Below are 18,054 nucleotides of genomic sequence, written 5' to 3' on the forward strand. Positions count from 1 at the left end.
CTCATGAAACGCAGATCAAACGCAGCATAAAGGAGTAGGGCGTGGCCCGACAGTCATCCAGCACCGCGAAGCCGAAACCGTCTTCCGCGGCGAAATCGAAGGGCAAGGCGGCCTCTCCCGCCGAAAAGCGGGCGAAGCAGGCCAAGGGCTCCCGCGCGCAGGCGGCGGAGGAACCCCGCCTGTTCGACGAGCGCACGCGCCGCGACATCACGGGCGTGGCGTTCGCCGTGCTCGCCGTCGTGCTGTTCGTGGCGGCGGTGCTGCCCACGAACGCCGTGGTCACCTCGTTCGTCTCGTCGGCGCTCCACCTCACGCTGGGCCTGGGTGCCTACCTGCTGCCGTTCTTCCTGCTGGTCATCGGCGCCAGCTTCCTCGCGCGCTTCGACCGCGAGCGCGTGCCGCTGCGCGTGGCCGTGGGCCTCGTGATGATCTTCGTGGCCGTGCTCACCATGCTGGCCCTGTTCACGCCCGAGTCCGCGCCCGACGCCACCGACCGGCTGTTCCTGGCCGACGAGCTCGTCGCGCGCGGCGGCTACGTGGGCGCCGGCATCGCGTGGGTGGGCCTCAGCCTGTTCGGGCAGGTGGTGTCGTGCATCGTCATGGTCGGCGTCATCCTGGCCGGGCTCGTGATCATCGGGTTCTCGGTGTCGAAGCTCGTGGAGCGCGTGCAGGACGCGCGCCGGGCGCTCGTCGGCGAGGAGGGCGACGGCGGCGTGCTGGCCGCGCCGCCCTACGCCCGCGTGAGGCGCGAAGGAGGCGCGAAGGTGCCCGTGGTGCCCACGACCGGCGAGGTGGTGGAGGCGGGCGCGACGAACGTCCTGCCGCGCGCCAAGGAAGCCGCGAAGGCCCGTCCGAGCAAGCCCCGCCGCGCGTCGCAGTCGCTGGCCACGCAGGTCATCGGCGGCCGCGCATCCGCCGCGGAGGAGGCGGTGGGCGAGGCCCCGCAGGCGCTCACACGCAAGCTCGGCCGCAAGCACGATAAGGACGCCGGCCCTTCGTCGGCCCCCAAGTCGTCGGCCAGCTCCACGCCCCTGGCCGCGCCGAGCCCGGCGGACGGCTTCGTGCTGCCGCCCGCCGACCTGCTGGCCGTGTCGAAGAACTCCAAGAAGGACAAGGCCTCCGACGCCGAGCTGGCCGACACCGCCGCGTGCCTCCAGGAGACGCTCGAAAGCTTCGCCATCATGGCCGAGGTCGTGGGCTGGGTCGCGGGCCCCACCGTGACGCTGTTCAAGGTGGACCTGCCCGCCGGCGTGCGCGTGAGCCGCATCACGGCGCTCGAGCAGGACATCGCGCTCGCGCTGGCCGCGCCGGGCGTGCGCATCTTCGCGCCCATCCCCGGCACGAACTACGTCGGCATCGAGGTGCCGAACCGCTCGCGCCAAAGCGTGCTGCTCGGCGACGTCATCAAGGACGCCACCGAAGGCCCGCTGCAGATCGTCATCGGCAAGGACGTCGAGGGCCGCTCCATCATCTCCGACCTCGCGAAGATGCCCCACCTGCTCATCGGCGGCACCACGGGCTCGGGCAAGTCGGTGGCCATCAACGCCATGATCATGTCCATCCTCATGCGCGCCACGCCCTCCGAGGTGCGCTTCATCATGATCGACCCGAAGCGCGTGGAGTTCACGCCCTACAACGGCATCCCGCACCTGTACGTCCCCGTGGTCACCGAGCCGCGCGAGGCGGCCAGCGCGCTGTCGTGGGGCGTGGCCGAGATGGAGCGCCGCCTCAAGGTGTTCTCGAAGGTGGGCGCCCGCAACATCGGCCAGTACAACGCGAAGGTGCAGGCCGAGATCGCCGCCCAGCAGAGGGCCGTCGAGGCCGGCGAGGAGCCGCCCGCCGGCGAGATGGGCGCCGAGCTGCCCTACCTCGTCATCATCATCGACGAGCTGGCCGACCTCATGATGAACGTGGGCAAGGAAGTCGAGTTCTCCATCAGCCGCATCGCGCAGCTCGCGCGCGCGGCCGGCATCCACCTCATCGTGGCCACGCAGCGCCCGTCCACGAACGTCGTGACGGGCCTCATCAAGGCCAACATCACGAACCGCATCTCGTTCAACGTGGCCAGCGGCATCGACAGCCGCGTCATCCTCGACACGCCGGGCGCCGAGAACCTCATCGGCCTGGGCGACCTGCTGCTGTCGAAGCCCGAGTTCGCCCGGCCGCAGCGCATCCAGGGCTGCTACGTGTCGGAGGACGAGATCAACGCCGTGGTGGCCATGCTCAAGGACCAGGGCGAGCCCGAGTACCACTCCGAGATCCTGCAGACGAACCTCATCACGCTGGGCGCGTCGCAGCCCGACGGCTCGGGCGGCGGCGTCTCCGACGACGACCCGCTCATCTGGGAGGCAGCCGACATCGTGGTGTCGAGCGGCCTCGGATCAACCTCGAACATCCAGCGCCGCCTCAAGGTGGGCTATTCGCGCGCTGGGCGTATAATGGACATGCTGGAGGAAAAGGGCGTCGTGGGATCGCCGAACGGCAGCAAGCCCCGCGAAGTGCTCGTGGACGCCATGGAGCTCGAGACGTTGAAGGCCTTCGAGGCGCACGACGCGGCGAGCCCGGAGGAGTGACGAGGTGGCGCAGGTGACATTCGGAACCATTTTGAGAGAGGCCCGCGAGCGCAAGGGCTACGACCTCGCGACGGCCGCGCGGCGGCTCCGCATCCGGCCCGACATCCTCCGCGCCATCGAGGAGGACGACTTCTCGCGCATGCCCCCGCGCGGCTACGCGCGCAACATGGTGAACGCCTACGCGCGCCTCGTGGGCCTCAACCCCACCGAGATGACGCGCATGTACCTGGACGAGGCCTACGCCTACCAGGTGGGACGCGCCCGCAACGACGCGCAGCCCTCGGGCTTCGACATGGGCGGCACGTCGCGCACCGCGCGCTCGTCCGCGCGCCAAGGCGCCCGCCCCGCGCAGCAGGCCGACGAGCGCCCCCCGCGGCAGAACGCGCTCGGGCGCACCATGTACGACGATCGGCGCGACTACGGCCGCGACTACGGCACGCGCAGCGGCGGGGCGGGGCGCCTCTACTCCGAGGACCGCACGCACCCCAGCCGCCACGCGGCGCTGCCGAACGCCGAGTACACGAACTTCTACGCCGGGCCGAAGGCCTCGAGCGTCGTGCAGTCGAAGCTGCCGTTCATCATCGCCGGCGGCGTGATCCTCGTGCTGCTCATCGTGGTGCTCGTGCTGGTGTTCGGCAACGCCGGCGGCGCTTCGAACGACGATCTGACGAAGCTGCCGGTGACGGGCGTCACCGATCCGACGAAGGACGGCAGCGGCACGGACGGCGACGGCGAGAACTCCCAGCCGCAGGCCGCGCCCGCGGAAACCGCGCCGACGACCCTGAAGGTGACGTACTCGATCGCGAAGAACACCCCCGTGTACGCGGTCATCACGCAGGACGGCGTGGCGACGGAGAGCATGTTCTCGGGCGGCGAGGAGGAGACGGTCGAGCTCGCCGAGGGCGACGTGTGGACGTTCGCGGCCTGGGCGAGCGACGGCGTGACCATCACCGCGGACGGCGAGGCGGTCGTCTTCGACGGCTCCGACGCGAGCGGCATGCCGATGGCCACGGTGGACTTCGACGCCTACTTGGATCAGTGGTACGAAGACCATCCGGACGCGAAGAAGAAGGACGCGGGCAGCGCCGACGCGGGAGACGCGGATGCGGGCACGGGAACGGACGACGGCTCGACCGGGGCGTAGGAAACCCGCCGGTCGAGGGCGCCCATTCGTCGTGGAGCGCCTCTGAAATTGCCGGTCTGAGCACGAAAATGCGCTATGCTGTGCGCAAACGAAAATTCGAGCGGCCCGCAAGCGCGGGCCGCGTCGCACGGAAAGGAACGCTCATGGCCAAGGAATCCAGCTTCGACGTCGTGTCCACGGTCGACATGCAGGAAGTGGACAACGCCTTCCAGCAAGCGAAGAAGGAACTCGCCCAGCGCTACGACCTGAAGGACTCGGGCGCCGAGATCTCGCTCGACAAGGCGAACAAGACCATGACGGTGGCGGCTCCGGCCGACTTCGTGGCCAAGCAGGTCATCGACGTCATCGGCTCGAAGCTCATCCGCCGCGGCATCGACCTGGCCGCCGTGCAGTGGGCCGAGCCCGAGGCGGCCGCCGGCCAGAGCGTGCGCCAGAAGGCCACCATCGTCGAAGGCATCGAGAAGGACGTGGCCGGCAAGATCAACAAGGACATCAAGGCCGAGAAGTTCAAGGTGAAGGTGCAGATCGAAGGCGACAAGCTGCGCGTCAGCTCGCCGTCGCGCGATGCGCTGCAGGAGGTCATCGCGTTCCTCAAGGGCAACGATTACGGCCAGCCGCTCCAGTTCGTCAACTACCGCTAGGACGGTCGCGCCATTATGACACGCTCATCTGACGCGGCGCCCGTCGCGTCCCGCGTCGCCTTCGTCACGCTGGGATGCGCGAAGAACGAAGCGGACACGGCGCACATGCGCGCGCGGCTCGTGCAGGCGGGATTCTCGATCGAGGACGACCCGGCCTGCGCCGACGCCGTGGTGGTCAACACCTGCTCGTTCATCCAGAGCGCCACGGAGGAGAGCCTCGAGGCCATCTTCGACGTGGCGGGGCTGCCCAACGTGGCAGCCGGCGCCGCGCTCATCGTGGCCGGGTGCATGCCCGCGCGCTACGGCGACGACCTGGCCGGCGAGCTGACCGAGGCGCGCGCGTTCGTGCCGTGCAGCCGCGAGGACGACATCGCCGCCGTCGTGGCCGACGCGCTGGGGCTCGACGGGCTTGCGGAGGGCGCCGAGGCGCCCGCGGCCCTGCCGGGCGCCGTGTCGGCCTACGTGAAGATCTCCGACGGGTGCGACCGGTTCTGCACGTACTGCACCATCCCGTACATCCGCGGCCGCTACCGCAGCTTCCCGCTCGACGACGTGCGCGCCGACGTGGCCGCCCAGGTGGCGGCCGGTGCGCGCGAGATCGTGCTCATCGCCCAGGACACGGGGCGCTGGGGCGCCGACTTCGAGGAGCCGTCGTCTTTGGCGGCGCTCGTGTCCGCGCTGGCCGAGGAGTTCACGCAGACGTGGTTCCGCGTCATGTACATCCAGCCGGAGGGCCTCACCGACGAGCTGCTCGACGCCGTGGCCGGGCATGCGAACGTGTGCGACTACTTCGACATCCCGCTGCAGCACGTCGACGCGGGCATCCTGCGCGCCATGAACCGCACGGGCTCGCGCGAGGAGTTCCTGGCGCTCGTCGAGCGCGTGCTCGCGCACGTGCCGGGCGCCACGCTGCGCACGACGCTCATCGCGGGCTTCCCGGGCGAGACCGACGAGCAGTTCGAGGACCTGTGCTCCTTCGTCGAGGAGGGGCTGTTCGACTACGTGGGCGTGTTCCCGTACTCGCGCGAGGAGGGCACGCGCGCCTACGACCTGCCCGACCAGGTGGACGAGGACGAGAAGGCCGACCGCGCGCAGCGCCTGCGCGACCTGGCCGACGCCGTGTGCTGCCCGCGCATCGCCGCGCGCGTCGGCCGCGAGATGGACGTGCTCGTGGAGGGCTTCGAGGAGGACGGCCAGCTGTTCGGGCGCGCCATGTGCCAGGCGCCCGAGGTGGACGGCGTCACCTACCTCGCCGCGGGCGAGCCGGGCGAGGTGCGCCGCGTGCGCATCGCCGACACGCTGCTCTACGAGATGGAAGGGGAGTGAGCGCGATGACGCAAGGTCCCGTCCACGAGAAGCTGTGGACGCCGGCGAACGTGGTGACGCTGCTGCGCATCTGCCTCGTGCCGGTGTTCGTGGTGGCCATCATCAGCCCCTGGCCGGAGTACTTCCCGTTCTGGCCCGACGCCGAGGCGTCGAAGTCGTGGATCGCCGCCGGCATCTTCATCCTGCTGGCCGCCACCGACGGCCTCGACGGGTACCTGGCCCGCAGCCGCGGCGAGGTGACGAACTTCGGCAAGTTCATCGATCCTTTGGCCGATAAGATCCTCGTGGCGGCGGCGCTGCTCGCGCTCATCGAGCTGGGCGTGCTGCCCTCGTGGGTGGCGCTCGTCATCCTCACGCGCGAGTTCATCGTCTCGGGCATCCGCATGGTGGCGGCCAGCCAGGGCGTGGTCATCGCGGCCAGCTGGTACGGCAAGGCGAAGACGGTCACGCAGATCGTCGCCATCGTGCTGTTCATCATCAAGGACAGCGTGGTCATCGCCGACCCCGAGGGCGTGCTGCACAACCCGCTGTACCTCGTGTCGTGGCTGGCCATGCTCATCGCGGTGGCGCTCACCATCATCTCGATGCTCGACTACTTCGTGAAGGCGAAGGAGATCCTCGGGTTCACGCCGTCGGGCAAGCGCGCGAAGCGCGCGGCCGCGGCCGCCGGAGAGGCGGCACCGGAAGCGGATGCGACCGACGGGGCGGGGGAGCACGCGCTCAGCGCCGAGGAGGCCGCGGGCATCGCGCCCGAGGCGCTCGACGAGCTGGCCGGGCGCGTGCTGGAGGCGGCGCGCGCGGCGGGCAAGACCGTCGGCACGGCCGAGAGCCTCACGGGCGGCCTCATCGCCGCGACGCTCACCGACGTGCCGGGCAGCTCGGACGTCGTGCGCGGCGGCATCGTCAGCTACTCCTCCGACGTGAAGCGCGACGTGCTGGGCGTGGGCCGCGAGACGCTCGCCCTGTGCGGGGCGGTCAGCGAGGAGACGGCGTGCGCCATGGCCGAGGGCGCCCGGCGCGCGCTCGCGTGCGACGTGGCGGTGTCGGTGACGGGCATCGCCGGGCCGGGCGGGGCCGAGCCGGGCAAGCCGGTGGGCACCGTGTGGATCGGCCGCGCCGACGCGGCCCTCACCTGCGCGCGCTGCTGCCATTTCCCCGGAACCCGCGACGAGGTGCGCCTGCTCACCGTGCGCGCGGCGCTCGAGTTCGCGCTCGAGGCGCTGGAAGCGCGCTAGAACCGCGCGGGGGTCGCGCGAGAGCCGCGTGGAAACCGCGTTGGATCGGCTGGCAGGAAACGTGGAAACCGCGTGCCTTCGGCGTGGGAAACGCGCTGGATCGAGCGGTGCTGCGCGTCGAACGCGCGCCATCGCGGCGTGATGCGGCGGCGTTATACTGGGGTTGCAAGCTTCTTTCGCGAAAATGCTTGACCGACAAACATATGTTCGTATAATGGTAAGCAGCAAACGCTCCGCGTCCTTGGCGCTCGCGGCAGGAAGAGAAGGAACCGCATGAACGAAGAAAAATCGAAGATGCTCAAGCTGACCACCGACCAGATCGAGACCAAGTTCGGCAAGGGCTCCATCATGAAGTTCGGCGAGGGCGGCCACGACCTCAACATCGGGGCGATTCCGACCGGCGCGCTGCCGCTCGACGCGGCGCTCGGCATCGGCGGCGTTCCGCGCGGCCGCGTCATCGAGGTGTACGGCCCCGAGTCGAGCGGCAAGACGACGCTCGCGCTCCAGATCATCGCCGAAGCCCAGGCCATGGGCGGCATCGTGGCCTTCATCGACGCCGAGCACGCGCTCGATCCCGTGTACGCCGCGCGCTTGGGCGTCGATATCGACGAGGTACTCATCTCGCAGCCCGACACCGGCGAGCAGGCGCTCGAGATCTGCGACATGCTCGTGCGCTCGGGCGCCATCGACGCGGTCGTGGTCGACTCGGTGGCCGCGCTCGTGCCCCGCGCCGAGATCGAGGGCGAGATCGGCGACACCACGGTGGGCCTGCAGGCGCGCCTCATGTCGCAGGCGCTGCGCAAGCTGGCAGGGTCGCTTTCGAAGTCGAACACCACGTGCATCTTCATCAACCAGCTGCGCGAGAAGATCGGCGTGATGTTCGGCAACCCCGAGACCACGACGGGCGGCCGCGCCCTCAAGTTCTTCTCGAGCGTGCGCATCGACATCCGCCGCATCGACTCCATCAAGAAGGACGGCGAGATCGTGGGCAACCGCGTGCGCGCCAAGGTGGTCAAGAACAAGGTGGCCCCGCCGTTCCGCCAGGCCGAGTTCGACCTCATGTACGGCGAGGGCATCTCGCGCGAGGGCTGCATCGTCGACATGGCCGTGGAGGCCGGCGTCGCCAAGAAGAGCGGCGCCTGGTACACCTACGGCGAGGAGCGCCTGGGCCAGGGCCGCGAGGCGGCGAAGCAGACGCTCAAGGAGAACCCCGATTTGCGCGACGAGCTGGAGACGAAGGTGCGCGAGGCCTTCGACATCCCCATTATCACGCGCTCGACCGAGGAGGCCGACGCCCTCACTCCGGTCGCCAAGCCCACGAAGAAGAAGTAGCATGCCCGAGTCCCCGAGCGATCTCCGCGCCCGCCTGCGCGCGGAGATCGCCGCCATCGAGCAAGGCGCCGTGCCCTCTGCCGACATCGCGGAGTCGTCCCGCCCCCATGAAGCACCTGCCCGCTTCCGCGAGACGCCCTCCCGTTCCCCTGAGGAATCTGCCCGTTTCCCTGAGGCGCCCGACGACCCGCGGGTTCACGCTGCTTTTCGCGCCGCATCAGGCAACCTCTCTGGTGCCTCCGGTGCTCGCAAAAAGACCCCTCGCTACGATGCCGCCGATGCCGCCGAGGACGCTCGCCTCGCCGACCCTGAGGCCGCCTTCCGCAAGATCGAGCGCCTCTGCCTCGTGCGCGAGCAGGCCTGCGAGCAGCTGCGCCAGCGTCTCGCGCGCGACGGTTTCGAGCCCGAGGCCGTCGAGGCGGCGCTGTCGCGCGCGCTGGCCTGCGGCCTCGTCGACGACGCCCGGTTCGCCGACGTGCTCGTGCGCAGCCGCCTCGCCCAGGGGCGCGGTCGGCGCGGCATCGCGGCGGAGCTCGAGGGGCTCGGCATCGATGCCGACAGCGTCGACGCGCTCGCTGCGGGCGACGGCGACGACGCGGGCGAGGTCGAGCGCGCCCTCGCGCTGCTCGAGCGCAAGCCGCCGCGCGCGAAGAACCGGCGCGACGCCGCCTATCGCCGCCTCGCCCAGAAGGGCTTCAGCGCCTCGGTGTCGTCCACGGCGGCTCGGCTGTGGTGCGAAGCGAACCCCGCCGAGGGGTAGAGGCCCTCGTTTCCCCGGTATTCTGCGCCCGCTTTTCAGATTATTTCCTCTCAGGGCTTTTACAATTCGGGCACAACCTTTATCATATGGTATAGCTTGAATGATCGTACCTGATGAGGGTACTTCTTATAGACAAATTCATACGATGCCACCCGTATCGCGTGCGTTCGTTCATGCCCGGTTTTCCGGGATTTTTTATGCCTATGTCCCTTGAATGTAACGCTCTATCGGAAACTGAAACGAAAGGGGGAGCGTATGCCCGAATTCATCTGGCTGATCATCGGAGCCGTCATCGGCATCGCCCTCGGCTTCGTCGTCACCCGCTACCTGGTCAACGCGTCCACGAAGCGTGCGGCGCAGGAGGCCGAGTCCGTGGTGAACGATGCGAAACGACAAGCCGAAACGCTGCGCCGAGAGGCCATCATCGAAGCGAAGGACGAAGCGCTCAAACTGAAGCAGGATGCGCAAGCCGAGAGCAAGGAGCGCCTGCGCGAAGTGCGTTCCGCCGAGAACCGCATCTCGCAGCGCGAGGAATCGCTCGACCGCCGCGTGGAGTCGCTCGACGCGCGCGAGCACCAGATCTCGTCCATGCAGGGCCAGCTCGAGCGTCGCGAGCGCGACCTCGAGGAAGCCACGCGCGAAGTGAACTACCGCCTCGAGCGCGCCGCCGGCATGACGCCGGACGAGGCGAAGGCGGAGCTGCTCGACACGCTCAAGGACGAGGTGACGCACGAGTCCGCGGCCATCATCCGCGACGCCGAGGCCCGCGCGAAGGCCGAAGCCGACAAGAAGGCCCGCTCGATCCTCAGTCTGGCCATCCAGCGCGTGGCGGCGGACCACTCGGCCGAGACCACCGTGTCCACCATCCACATCCCCTCCGACGACCTCAAGGGCCGCATCATCGGCCGCGAGGGCCGCAACATCCGCTCGTTCGAGCAGCTGACCGGCACGAACCTGATCATCGACGACACTCCGGAGTGCGTGACCATCTCGTGCTTCGACCCGGTTCGCCGCGAGATCGGCCGCGTGACGATGGAGAACCTCGTGGCCGACGGCCGCATCCATCCGGCGCGCATCGAGGAGATGTTCGGCAAGGCCGAGGCGTTCGTGAACCAGCGCGTCCAGGAAGCGGGCGAGCAGGCCACGTTCGACACCGGCATCCACGACCTGCACCCCGAGCTCGTGCGCACGCTCGGACGCCTGCGCTACCGCACCTCGTACGGCCAGAACGTGCTGAACCACTCGCTCGAGGTGGCCTACCTCTCCGGCGTCATGGCCTCCGAGCTGGGGCTCGACCCCATCCCGGCCAAGCGCGCCGGCCTGCTGCACGACCTCGGCAAGGCGGTCGACCACGAGGTGGAGGGCAGTCACGCCGTCATCGGCGCCGATCTGGCCCGCCGCTTCGGCGAGCGCGCCGAGATCGTCCACGCCATCGAGGCGCACCACAACGACGTGGAGCCGTCCAGCGTGCTGGCCGTGCTCGTCCAGGCGGCCGACGCCGTGTCCGCGGCGCGCCCCGGCGCCCGCAAGGAGACGCTCGACGCCTACGTGAAGCGCCTCGAGAAGCTGGAGGAGATCGCCAGCTCGTACAAGGGCGTGGAGCGCACGTACGCCATCCAGGCGGGCCGCGAGGTGCGCGTGATGGTGGAGCCCGACACGGTGGACGAGGCCGCCACCACGGTGCTCGCGCACGACATCGCGCAGCGCATCGAGAACGAGATGCAGTACCCCGGCCAGGTGAAGGTCGTGGTCATCCGCGAGAGCCGCGCGGTCGGCGTCGCGAAGTAGGACGCGCGCGGCATGGCCGACGAAGCGCTCGAAGCCTTCATAGAGAACGTATGCGGCGATAGCCATCTCCGGGTCGAGGCCGACCTCGGGGATGGCTTCGTCCGTTTGAGGAGCGCCGAGGCCGAGCGCCGGCAGGCGGCGCACGACATCCGCTCCACCGAGGACATCGTCATCGAGATGCTGCGCAACGCGCGCGACGCGCACGCGAAGAGCATCTTCCTCGCCGTGTCCCGCGAGGGCCAGCGCCGCCGGCTCGTCATGATCGACGACGGCGACGGCGTGCCCGCGCCCATGCACGAGCGCATCTTCGAGCCGCGCGTCACCTCGAAGCTCGACAGCATGCACATGGACAAGTGGGGCGTCCACGGTCGCGGCATGGCGCTGTACTCCATCGCGGTCAACGCCGAGACGGCGTGCGTCGCGGCCTCGGATGCGGGCAAGGGCGCCGCGCTCGTCGTGGAGACCGACCTCGACCGCCTCGGCGAGAAGACCGACCAGTCGAGCTTCCCCGTGTTCGAGCGCACCGAATCGGGCAGCATCGCCGTGCGCGGCCCGAAGAACATCCTGCGCACCGCCTGCGAGTTCGCCATCGAATGCCGCCACGACTGCACCGTGTACCTCGGCTCGCTCACCGACATCGCGGCGACGCTCTACGCCTTCGGGCTGTCCTCGCTCACCTCCGCCATGCGCGCGTTCTGCACCGACGCCTCCGAGCTGCCGGTGGCCAAGCGCCTGTCCGTGGCCGTCGACCCCGCCGGCTTCGCCGACGAGGCCGAAGCGCTCGGGCTGCTCATTTCCGAGCGCTCGGCGCGCCGCATTCTGGACGGGGAGATCGCGCCGGTGGATGCGCTGGTCAACCGCGTGCGCATCGAGGGGGACGCCGAGCCGCGCCCGGTCGCGCGTCCGGCGAAGGCGCCGGCGGGGGATGCCCGCGGCCTCAAGATCGCGCCCGACGACCTGGACGCCTTCTCGCAGCGCATCGCGCGCGCCTTCTCCGACCTCGCGCGCGACTACTACCTGGAACCCGCGGTGAAGCCGGACGTGCGCGTGGGCAAGGACGGCGTGCGCATCCACATCCCCATCGAGAAGCTACGATGACGAACCCGCTTGACAACAGCATAGCCGCAGGTTGCGTGCCATAGCGTTAATGAGTAGAATAGCAAGAGCATAAGAATAACCTATCTATCGCACAACGGAATCCTATCGCAGCATACAAGCCATACCATACGGACTACCCAACGACAAAGGATAGGCATGTCCACTTCCGAACACAAGCCAGACGTTGGCTGCTTAAAGGTATCATCGAAGTCGTCGCCCGCCTCCGTGGCCGGCGCGATCGCCGGCATGGTGAAGGACGGCGTGAGCGTCGAGATCCAGGCGGTCGGCGCCGGCGCGGTCAACCAGGCGGTGAAGGCCATCGCCATCTCCCGCGGCTTCCTGTCGCCCATCGGCATCGAGATCGCCTGCGTGCCGTCGTTCGCCGACATCGTCATCGACGGCGAGTACCGCACCGCCATCCGCTTCACGGTGGACCCGCGCTACACGCGCGGCGTCGCGCAGCCCCTGGGCGACGATCCCCATCGTTCCGCCCCCGAGACCCGCTGAAACGAATCGCATGCATACTCCATTCACGAACTTGACGTTCTGCATCCGCACGTTCGGATGCCAGATGAACAAGCACGACTCCGAGCGCATCGCCGGCATGCTCGAGGGGCTGGGCGCGCTGCCGGTCGAGACCATCGAGGACGCCGACATCGTGGCGTTCATGACCTGCTGCGTGCGCGAAGCCGCCGACACGCGGCTGTACGGCCAGGTGGCCTCGCTCAAGAACATCCCGCTGCGCGCGGGCACGCCGCTGTCGAAGCGCGTCGTCGCCGTGGGCGGCTGCATCGGCCAGCGCGACGGCGAGAAGCTCGTCGACGAGCTGAAGCACCTCGACGTGGTGTTCGGCACCCACAACCTCGGGTCGCTGCCGCGCCTCTTGGAGGCGGCGCTCGCCGAAGGCGGCCACCAGGTGGAGGTGCTCGACGCCGCGTCGTCGTTCCCCACGGAGCTGCCCACGGCCCGCGAGCACGAATGGGCGGCGTGGCTGCCCATCACCATCGGCTGCAACAACTTCTGCTCGTATTGCATCGTGCCGTACGTGCGCGGGCGCGAGAAGTCGCGGCCCCTCGAGGACATCGTGGCCGAGGCCGAGCGCTACGTGGCCGCCGGGGTGAAGGAGATCACGCTGCTCGGCCAGAACGTGAACTCCTACGGGCGCGACCTGTACGGCTCGCCCCGCTTCGCCGCGGTGCTCGACGCGCTCGACCGGACGGGCATCGAGCGGCTGCGGTTCGCCACGAGCCACCCGAAGGACCTCAACGACGAGGTCATCGGCAAGTTCGCCACCCTGCGCTCGCTCATGCCGGCGCTGCACCTGCCGGTGCAGTCGGGCTCGGACGCCGTGCTCGCGGCGATGAACCGCCGCTACACGCGCGACCACTACCGCGGCCTCATCGCGAAGCTGCGCGATGCGGTGGGCGACATCGCGCTGTCCACCGACATCATCGTCGGGTTCCCCGGCGAGACGGCGAAGGACTTCGAGGACACGTACCGCCTCGTGGACGAGGTGGGCTACCATCAGGTGTTCACGTTCATCTACTCGAAGCGCGAGGGCACGCCGGCCGCGTCCATGGACGACGACACGCCGCGCGAGGTGATCCAGCAGCGCTTCGACCGCCTCGTGGACCTCGTGCAGGAGCGCGCGTTCGAGGCGAACCAGCGCGACCTGGGAAGCACGATCGACGTGCTGGTGGAGGGCGCTTCGAAGCGCGACGGGAGCCTGCTGGCGGGCAAGAGCCCGAAGAACCAGACCGTGCACGCCCCGGCGCCCGTGGACGTGCGTGCGGAGGACCTCGCGGGCAGCATCGTGCGCGTGCGGGTGGACGAGGCGAAGACGTGGTACCTCGCGGGCGAGGTCGTGGACGGGCGCGATGCGGCCCCGGAACGCTGATCCGGCCGCAGCGGGCGCGCCGTTCCCGTTGAGCGCCCCGGCGGTCTGCGTCGTCGGGCCCACCGCGTCCGGCAAGACCGATCTCGCGCAGGCGCTCGCCTTCGAGCTGGGCGGGGAAGTGGTCAGCGCCGACTCCATGCAGATCTACCGCGGCATGGACATCGGCACGGGCAAGCTGCCCGCGTCCGAGCGCCTCGTCCCGCATCACGGGTTCGACCTCGTCGACCCCGGCGAGCCCTTCTCCGCGGCGCTGTACCAGGAGTACGCGCGCGGCTGCTTCCGCGCCCTCGACGCCCGCGGCAAGCGCATCGTGCTGGCGGGCGGCACGGGCTTCTACGTGCGCGCGGCCGTCGACGCGTACGACTTCCCCGCGGGCGAGCAGGTGGGCAACCCCGTGCGCGACCGCTACCAGGCCGTGGCGCGCGAGCAGGGCGCCGAGGCGCTGTGGAAGCTGCTGGCCGCGCGCGATGCGGCGAGCGCGGATCTTATCCCGGCAGCCGACGTCAAGCGCGTCGTGCGCGCCTTCGAGCTGCTCGAGGAGGGCACGACCTACGCCGAGCAGCGCGCCCGGCTCGCGCAGCTCCCGCAGCTCGTGCCGGCCGTCTTCCTCGGCCTGGCCGTGGATCCCGACGCGCTGCGCGCGCGCATCGACGCGCGGGTGGACGCCATGGTGGAGGCGGGCCTCGTGGCCGAGGTGGAGGGGCTGCTGAGAAGCGGGTTCCGCGAAGGGGTCACAGCGCCTCAGGCCATCGGGTACAAGGAGATCGTCGACGCGCTCGACGGGCTCGTCTCCCTCGACGAGGCCGTCGAGCGGATCAAGCTGGCCACGCGGCGCTACGCGAAGCGCCAGCGCACGTGGTTTCGCAAGGACGCGCGCATCCGATGGCTCGACGCCACCGGGCGCGAGCTGCCGTCGCTCGTCGACGAGGCGCTCGGGCTGCTGGACGGCGGCGTTGCCTGACGGTTTCTCCGGACGGAAGGGCGCATGTGGTATGATACGGAGCCACAGGCAGGGTTCTGCCGTCGAACCGTTCAAGATCGGAGCACCTATCATGCAGACAGCACACGCGTTCCTCTAGCGGCCGCCGCCGCTTCCGACTGTCTCCGCGCGCCGACGCCGATGCCGGCGTGCTCGTCTTCGCATCGAAAGGTTGCATCCATGACGGAATACGAATCTGTTATCACGCGGGGCATGACCCCCGTCGCCGAAGAACGCCGCGAGCGCGCCGTGCTCGTCGGCGTTGACCGCCCCGGCTCCACCTGGCCCTTGGCGTCGTCGCTCGCCGAGCTCGAGCGCCTCGTGGACACGGCGGGCGCCGACGTGGTGGCCTCCACCACGCAGAAGCTCGACGCTCCCAACCCGCGCACGTTCGTGGGCACGGGCAAGGCCGACGAGGTGGCCGAGCTCGCGCGCGCCCACGCGGCCGATCTCGTGGTGTTCGACGACGAGCTGACGCCCTCGCAGCAGGCGAACCTCGAGAAGGCGATGGGCCGCGACGTGAAGGTCATCGACCGCACGGCGCTCATCCTCGATATCTTCGCCCTGCACGCCACCAGCAAAGAGGGGCGGCTGCAGGTGCGGCTCGCCCAGAACGAGTACCTGCTGCCGCGCCTGCGTGGCATGTGGGCCCACCTGGCCTCCAACCGCATGGGCGGCGGCGTGGGGTCGCGCTTCGGCGAAGGCGAGAGCCAGCTCGAGGTCGACCGCCGCATGGTGCGCAAGCGCATCACGTCCATCAAGCGCGAGCTCAAGCACCTGGCCGAGGTGCGCGCCGTCCAGCGCGAGAGCCGCTACGAGAGCGGCATGTTCAAGGTGGCGCTGGCCGGCTACACGAACGCCGGCAAGTCGAGCCTGCTCAACCGGCTGACGAATGCGGACGTGCTGGCGTACGACAAGCTGTTCGCCACGCTCGACTCGACCACGCGCAAGTTCGAGCTGCCCGAGGGCCGTGAGATCACCATCACCGACACGGTCGGATTCATCCAGAAGCTGCCGACGACGCTCATCGAGGCGTTCAAGTCGACGCTCGACGAGATCACGGGCGCCGACCTCGTGCTGCACGTGGTGGACGCGTCGTCGGACGAGTACGAGGCGCAGATCGCCGCCGTGGAGGACGTGCTCGGCCAGATCCAGGCGCAGGACCTGCTGCGCGTGCTCGTGTTCAACAAGTGCGACCTGCTCGACGAGGAGCATTTCGCGGCCCTCAAGGCGCGCCATCCGCAGGCGCAGTTCGCGTCGGCGGCGACAGGGGAGGGCGTGGGCGCGCTCGTCGACCACGTCGCCCGCGTCGCCTCGGCGCAGGACGAGCACCTCGACGTGCTGATCCCCTACAGCCGGGGCGACCTCGTCTCCATCGCGCACGAGCGCTGCCACATTCTCTCGGAGACGCACGAGGAGGCGGGCACGCGCATCGTCATGCTCGCGGGCCCTTCGTACGCCGGGCTGTTCAGGCCGTTCGTGCATGGCGGCGAGTAGGCCGTCCCCCTCGGGAGGGCGGCTGGCGCTCATCGGGTCGATCGCGCTCCTCGTGGCGGTCGACCAGGGCGTCAAGCTCGTCATCGCGCGGTGGGGGATGGGGTACAGCTTCTCCCTCGTCGGCGACGTCCTGCAGTACTATCCGACGGTCAACGAGAAGATGACCTGGGGCGGCAACTTCATCGAGGTGCTCAGCGTGCCGGCGGTGGCCATCGCCCTCAACGTGCTGGCCATCGCGCTGGCGCTCAGCGCGTACGCGTTCTACCGCGCGTCGGTGGAGAAGCCGGGCAAGGCGGCGGCCTTCGTGTTCGCCGTGGGCCTGGCCGGCTGCGTCTGCGGGCTCGTCGACCGCGTGTTCTGGGGCGGCAGCCTCGATTTCCTGCAGGTTCCCGGGGCGTTCGTGTTCGACGTGAAGGACTGCTACCTCAGCGTCTCGCTCGTCGTCTTCGTCGCGCTGGCGCTTGCGCACGGCGACGCGTTCGACCTCCGGGCGTACGGCTCGTACCTGGCATCCCGGTTGAGGCGCGACGCCAAATAGAAACGCCCCGTCGCTTCCATCGAGCGGCGGGGCGTTTCGTTGGTTCGGCGTGCGACGTTACAGGCGGCGGAAGACCGCGACCACCTTGCCGGCGATGGCGCAATCGGTGGTGATGATGGGGTCCATCGTGGAGTTCTCCGGCTGCAGGCGGATGTGGTCGCTTTCCTTGAAGAAGCGCTTCACCGTGGCGCCGTCGTCGATGATGGCCACGACGATGTCGCCGTTGTTCGCGACGGGCTGCTCCTTGACCACGACGTAGTCGCCGTCGTTGATGCCCGCTTCGATCATGCTCTCGCCGCGCACCGACAGCAAGAACGACGGGGCGTCGCCCACGATCTCGGTGGGAAGCGACAGGGTGTCGGTGATGTTCTCCTCGGCGAGGATGGGCGAGCCGGCCGCCACGTTGCCCACGAGGGGCACGCTCACGATGTTGCTGAAGCTGGGCGCGACGACGTTGGTGGCCAGCGCAGCGTCCTCGAGCGGATAGGTGAGCGCGATGGAGCGCGACTTGAGCGGGTCGCGCTTGATGAGGCCCTTTTCCTCGAGCGCCTTCAAGTGCACGTGCACGGTGGAGGGGGAGGAGAGGCCGAGGCTCTGGCATACCTCGCGCACGGTCGGGCCGTACCCTTTCTCCCGAATGCACTCCTCGATGCAGTCGAGCACCGCTTGCTGGCGCTTCGTCACTTTCTCGGCCATGGATCGTCCTTTCGTCGCCGCCCTATCTTCTACCGAACAAATGTATGAAATTTCTATTGACATGAACCTTTGTTCGACCTATTATATACGCGAACAAAGGTTCTACGCAAGAGCAGGAGGGCATAAAATGAAGAATTTTGAGATGAAATACCCCGTCGAGGGAACCTCGGCCCTTCAACCGAAGCTCGATTCGGCACCTGCTCGGCAGGCGCGCATTATCGCGTTTCCCGAGCGCGCGGCCCAAACCGGGCGCGGCGCGCATGCGGGGCGCGGCGATGCGTCGTTCGCGTCCGCCGTGCGCGCGGGCACGGCGCAAGGCGTGTCGTTCGGCCGCGTGCAGCGTTGGCAGGCGGTCGTCGGCGGGTGCGTGTTCGCGGCGCTCGCGTTCGCCAGCTTGTTCATGGGGCTGTAGCGCCCGTCGTTCTCCCACGGCCCGCAGCGGCCGTTCCATAACCCACAGATGCTGCGTTTCTGTGGCTGCGTAGCGCCTCCGCCACCCCGGAGGCGCGTCCATTCGGGGGTTTACGCATTCCGCCCGCCGTGGTAGACT

Annotated in this window: 16 protein-coding genes; 15 read left to right on the forward strand and 1 reads right to left on the reverse strand. The window is 69.1% G+C overall.

Annotated features, from left to right (window positions below; genetic code table 11):
* Positions 1-41 precede the first annotated feature (41 nt).
* The 14 genes from GS424_RS08420 to GS424_RS08485 all read left to right on the forward strand — a co-directional run bounded on the left by GS424_RS08420 (position 42) and on the right by GS424_RS08485 (position 16,808).
* On the forward strand, positions 42-2,573 hold the full coding sequence (locus GS424_RS08420; protein WP_160941575.1) for an FtsK/SpoIIIE family DNA translocase: 2,532 nt from the start codon (positions 42-44) through the stop codon (positions 2,571-2,573).
* Positions 2,574-2,577: 4 nt separating this feature from the next.
* A complete protein-coding gene (locus GS424_RS08425; RefSeq protein WP_244977710.1) occupies positions 2,578-3,717 on the forward strand; it encodes a helix-turn-helix domain-containing protein in 1,140 nt (379 codons plus the stop codon).
* A 143-nt stretch (positions 3,718-3,860) separates the two neighbouring features.
* Positions 3,861-4,358, forward strand: a complete 498-nt coding sequence (locus tag GS424_RS08430) for a YajQ family cyclic di-GMP-binding protein (protein ID WP_154331904.1) — start codon at positions 3,861-3,863, stop codon at positions 4,356-4,358.
* Positions 4,359-4,373: 15 nt separating this feature from the next.
* Positions 4,374-5,684 carry a 30S ribosomal protein S12 methylthiotransferase RimO gene (gene rimO / locus GS424_RS08435; RefSeq protein WP_160941574.1) on the forward strand — a complete coding sequence of 437 codons (1,311 nt, stop codon included), beginning with the start codon at positions 4,374-4,376 and terminating at the stop codon, positions 5,682-5,684.
* Between the two features lie 5 nt (positions 5,685-5,689).
* Entirely contained in the window at positions 5,690-6,919 is a 1,230-nt protein-coding gene (gene pgsA / locus GS424_RS08440; RefSeq protein ID WP_160941573.1) for a CDP-diacylglycerol--glycerol-3-phosphate 3-phosphatidyltransferase, read from the forward strand.
* Between the two features lie 273 nt (positions 6,920-7,192).
* Positions 7,193-8,251 (forward strand): recombinase RecA, encoded by a 1,059-nt coding sequence (recA, locus tag GS424_RS08445; protein ID WP_160941572.1) that lies wholly within the window; start codon positions 7,193-7,195, stop codon positions 8,249-8,251.
* A gap of 1 nt (position 8,252) precedes the next feature.
* A complete protein-coding gene (locus GS424_RS08450; RefSeq protein ID WP_160941571.1) occupies positions 8,253-9,011 on the forward strand; it encodes a regulatory protein RecX in 759 nt (252 codons plus the stop codon).
* Between the two features lie 255 nt (positions 9,012-9,266).
* Positions 9,267-10,799 (forward strand): ribonuclease Y, encoded by a 1,533-nt coding sequence (gene rny, locus GS424_RS08455; RefSeq protein WP_160941570.1) that lies wholly within the window; start codon positions 9,267-9,269, stop codon positions 10,797-10,799.
* A gap of 12 nt (positions 10,800-10,811) precedes the next feature.
* Positions 10,812-11,897 carry an ATP-binding protein gene (locus tag GS424_RS08460; RefSeq protein WP_154331910.1) on the forward strand — a complete coding sequence of 362 codons (1,086 nt, stop codon included), beginning with the start codon at positions 10,812-10,814 and terminating at the stop codon, positions 11,895-11,897.
* A 156-nt stretch (positions 11,898-12,053) separates the two neighbouring features.
* Positions 12,054-12,404 (forward strand): stage V sporulation protein S, encoded by a 351-nt coding sequence (locus GS424_RS08465; protein WP_160941569.1) that lies wholly within the window; start codon positions 12,054-12,056, stop codon positions 12,402-12,404.
* A 10-nt stretch (positions 12,405-12,414) separates the two neighbouring features.
* Positions 12,415-13,794: a tRNA (N6-isopentenyl adenosine(37)-C2)-methylthiotransferase MiaB gene (gene miaB, locus GS424_RS08470; RefSeq protein ID WP_160941568.1), complete on the forward strand. Its 1,380-nt coding sequence runs from the start codon at positions 12,415-12,417 to the stop codon at positions 13,792-13,794.
* The gene (miaA, locus tag GS424_RS08475) at positions 13,775-14,755 is read left to right on the forward strand and encodes a tRNA (adenosine(37)-N6)-dimethylallyltransferase MiaA (protein ID WP_160941567.1); all 981 of its coding nucleotides are present in this window, start codon (positions 13,775-13,777) and stop codon (positions 14,753-14,755) included. Before miaB ends, miaA begins: the two co-directional genes overlap by 20 nt.
* Before the next feature lie 198 nt (positions 14,756-14,953).
* Positions 14,954-16,270 (forward strand): GTPase HflX, encoded by a 1,317-nt coding sequence (hflX, locus tag GS424_RS08480; RefSeq protein WP_193666559.1) that lies wholly within the window; start codon positions 14,954-14,956, stop codon positions 16,268-16,270.
* Complete coding sequence (locus GS424_RS08485) at positions 16,257-16,808, forward strand: signal peptidase II (protein ID WP_160941566.1); 552 nt, start codon at positions 16,257-16,259, stop codon at positions 16,806-16,808. The genes hflX and GS424_RS08485 overlap by 14 nt, the downstream gene beginning before the upstream one ends.
* A gap of 57 nt (positions 16,809-16,865) precedes the next feature.
* Here the strand turns inward: GS424_RS08485 and lexA are convergent, their stop codons facing one another.
* Positions 16,866-17,504, reverse strand: coding sequence for a transcriptional repressor LexA (gene lexA / locus GS424_RS08490; protein WP_160941565.1), 639 nt, complete (start codon positions 17,502-17,504; stop codon positions 16,866-16,868).
* A gap of 142 nt (positions 17,505-17,646) precedes the next feature.
* On the opposite strand from lexA, the gene GS424_RS08495 reads away from it, so the two are divergent.
* The gene (locus GS424_RS08495; protein ID WP_244977711.1) at positions 17,647-17,916 is read left to right on the forward strand and encodes a hypothetical protein; all 270 of its coding nucleotides are present in this window, start codon (positions 17,647-17,649) and stop codon (positions 17,914-17,916) included.
* Positions 17,917-18,054 lie beyond the last annotated feature (138 nt).

The sequence above is a fragment of the Eggerthella guodeyinii genome (genome assembly GCF_009834925.2).
Taxonomy (GTDB): domain Bacteria; phylum Actinomycetota; class Coriobacteriia; order Coriobacteriales; family Eggerthellaceae; genus Eggerthella; species Eggerthella guodeyinii.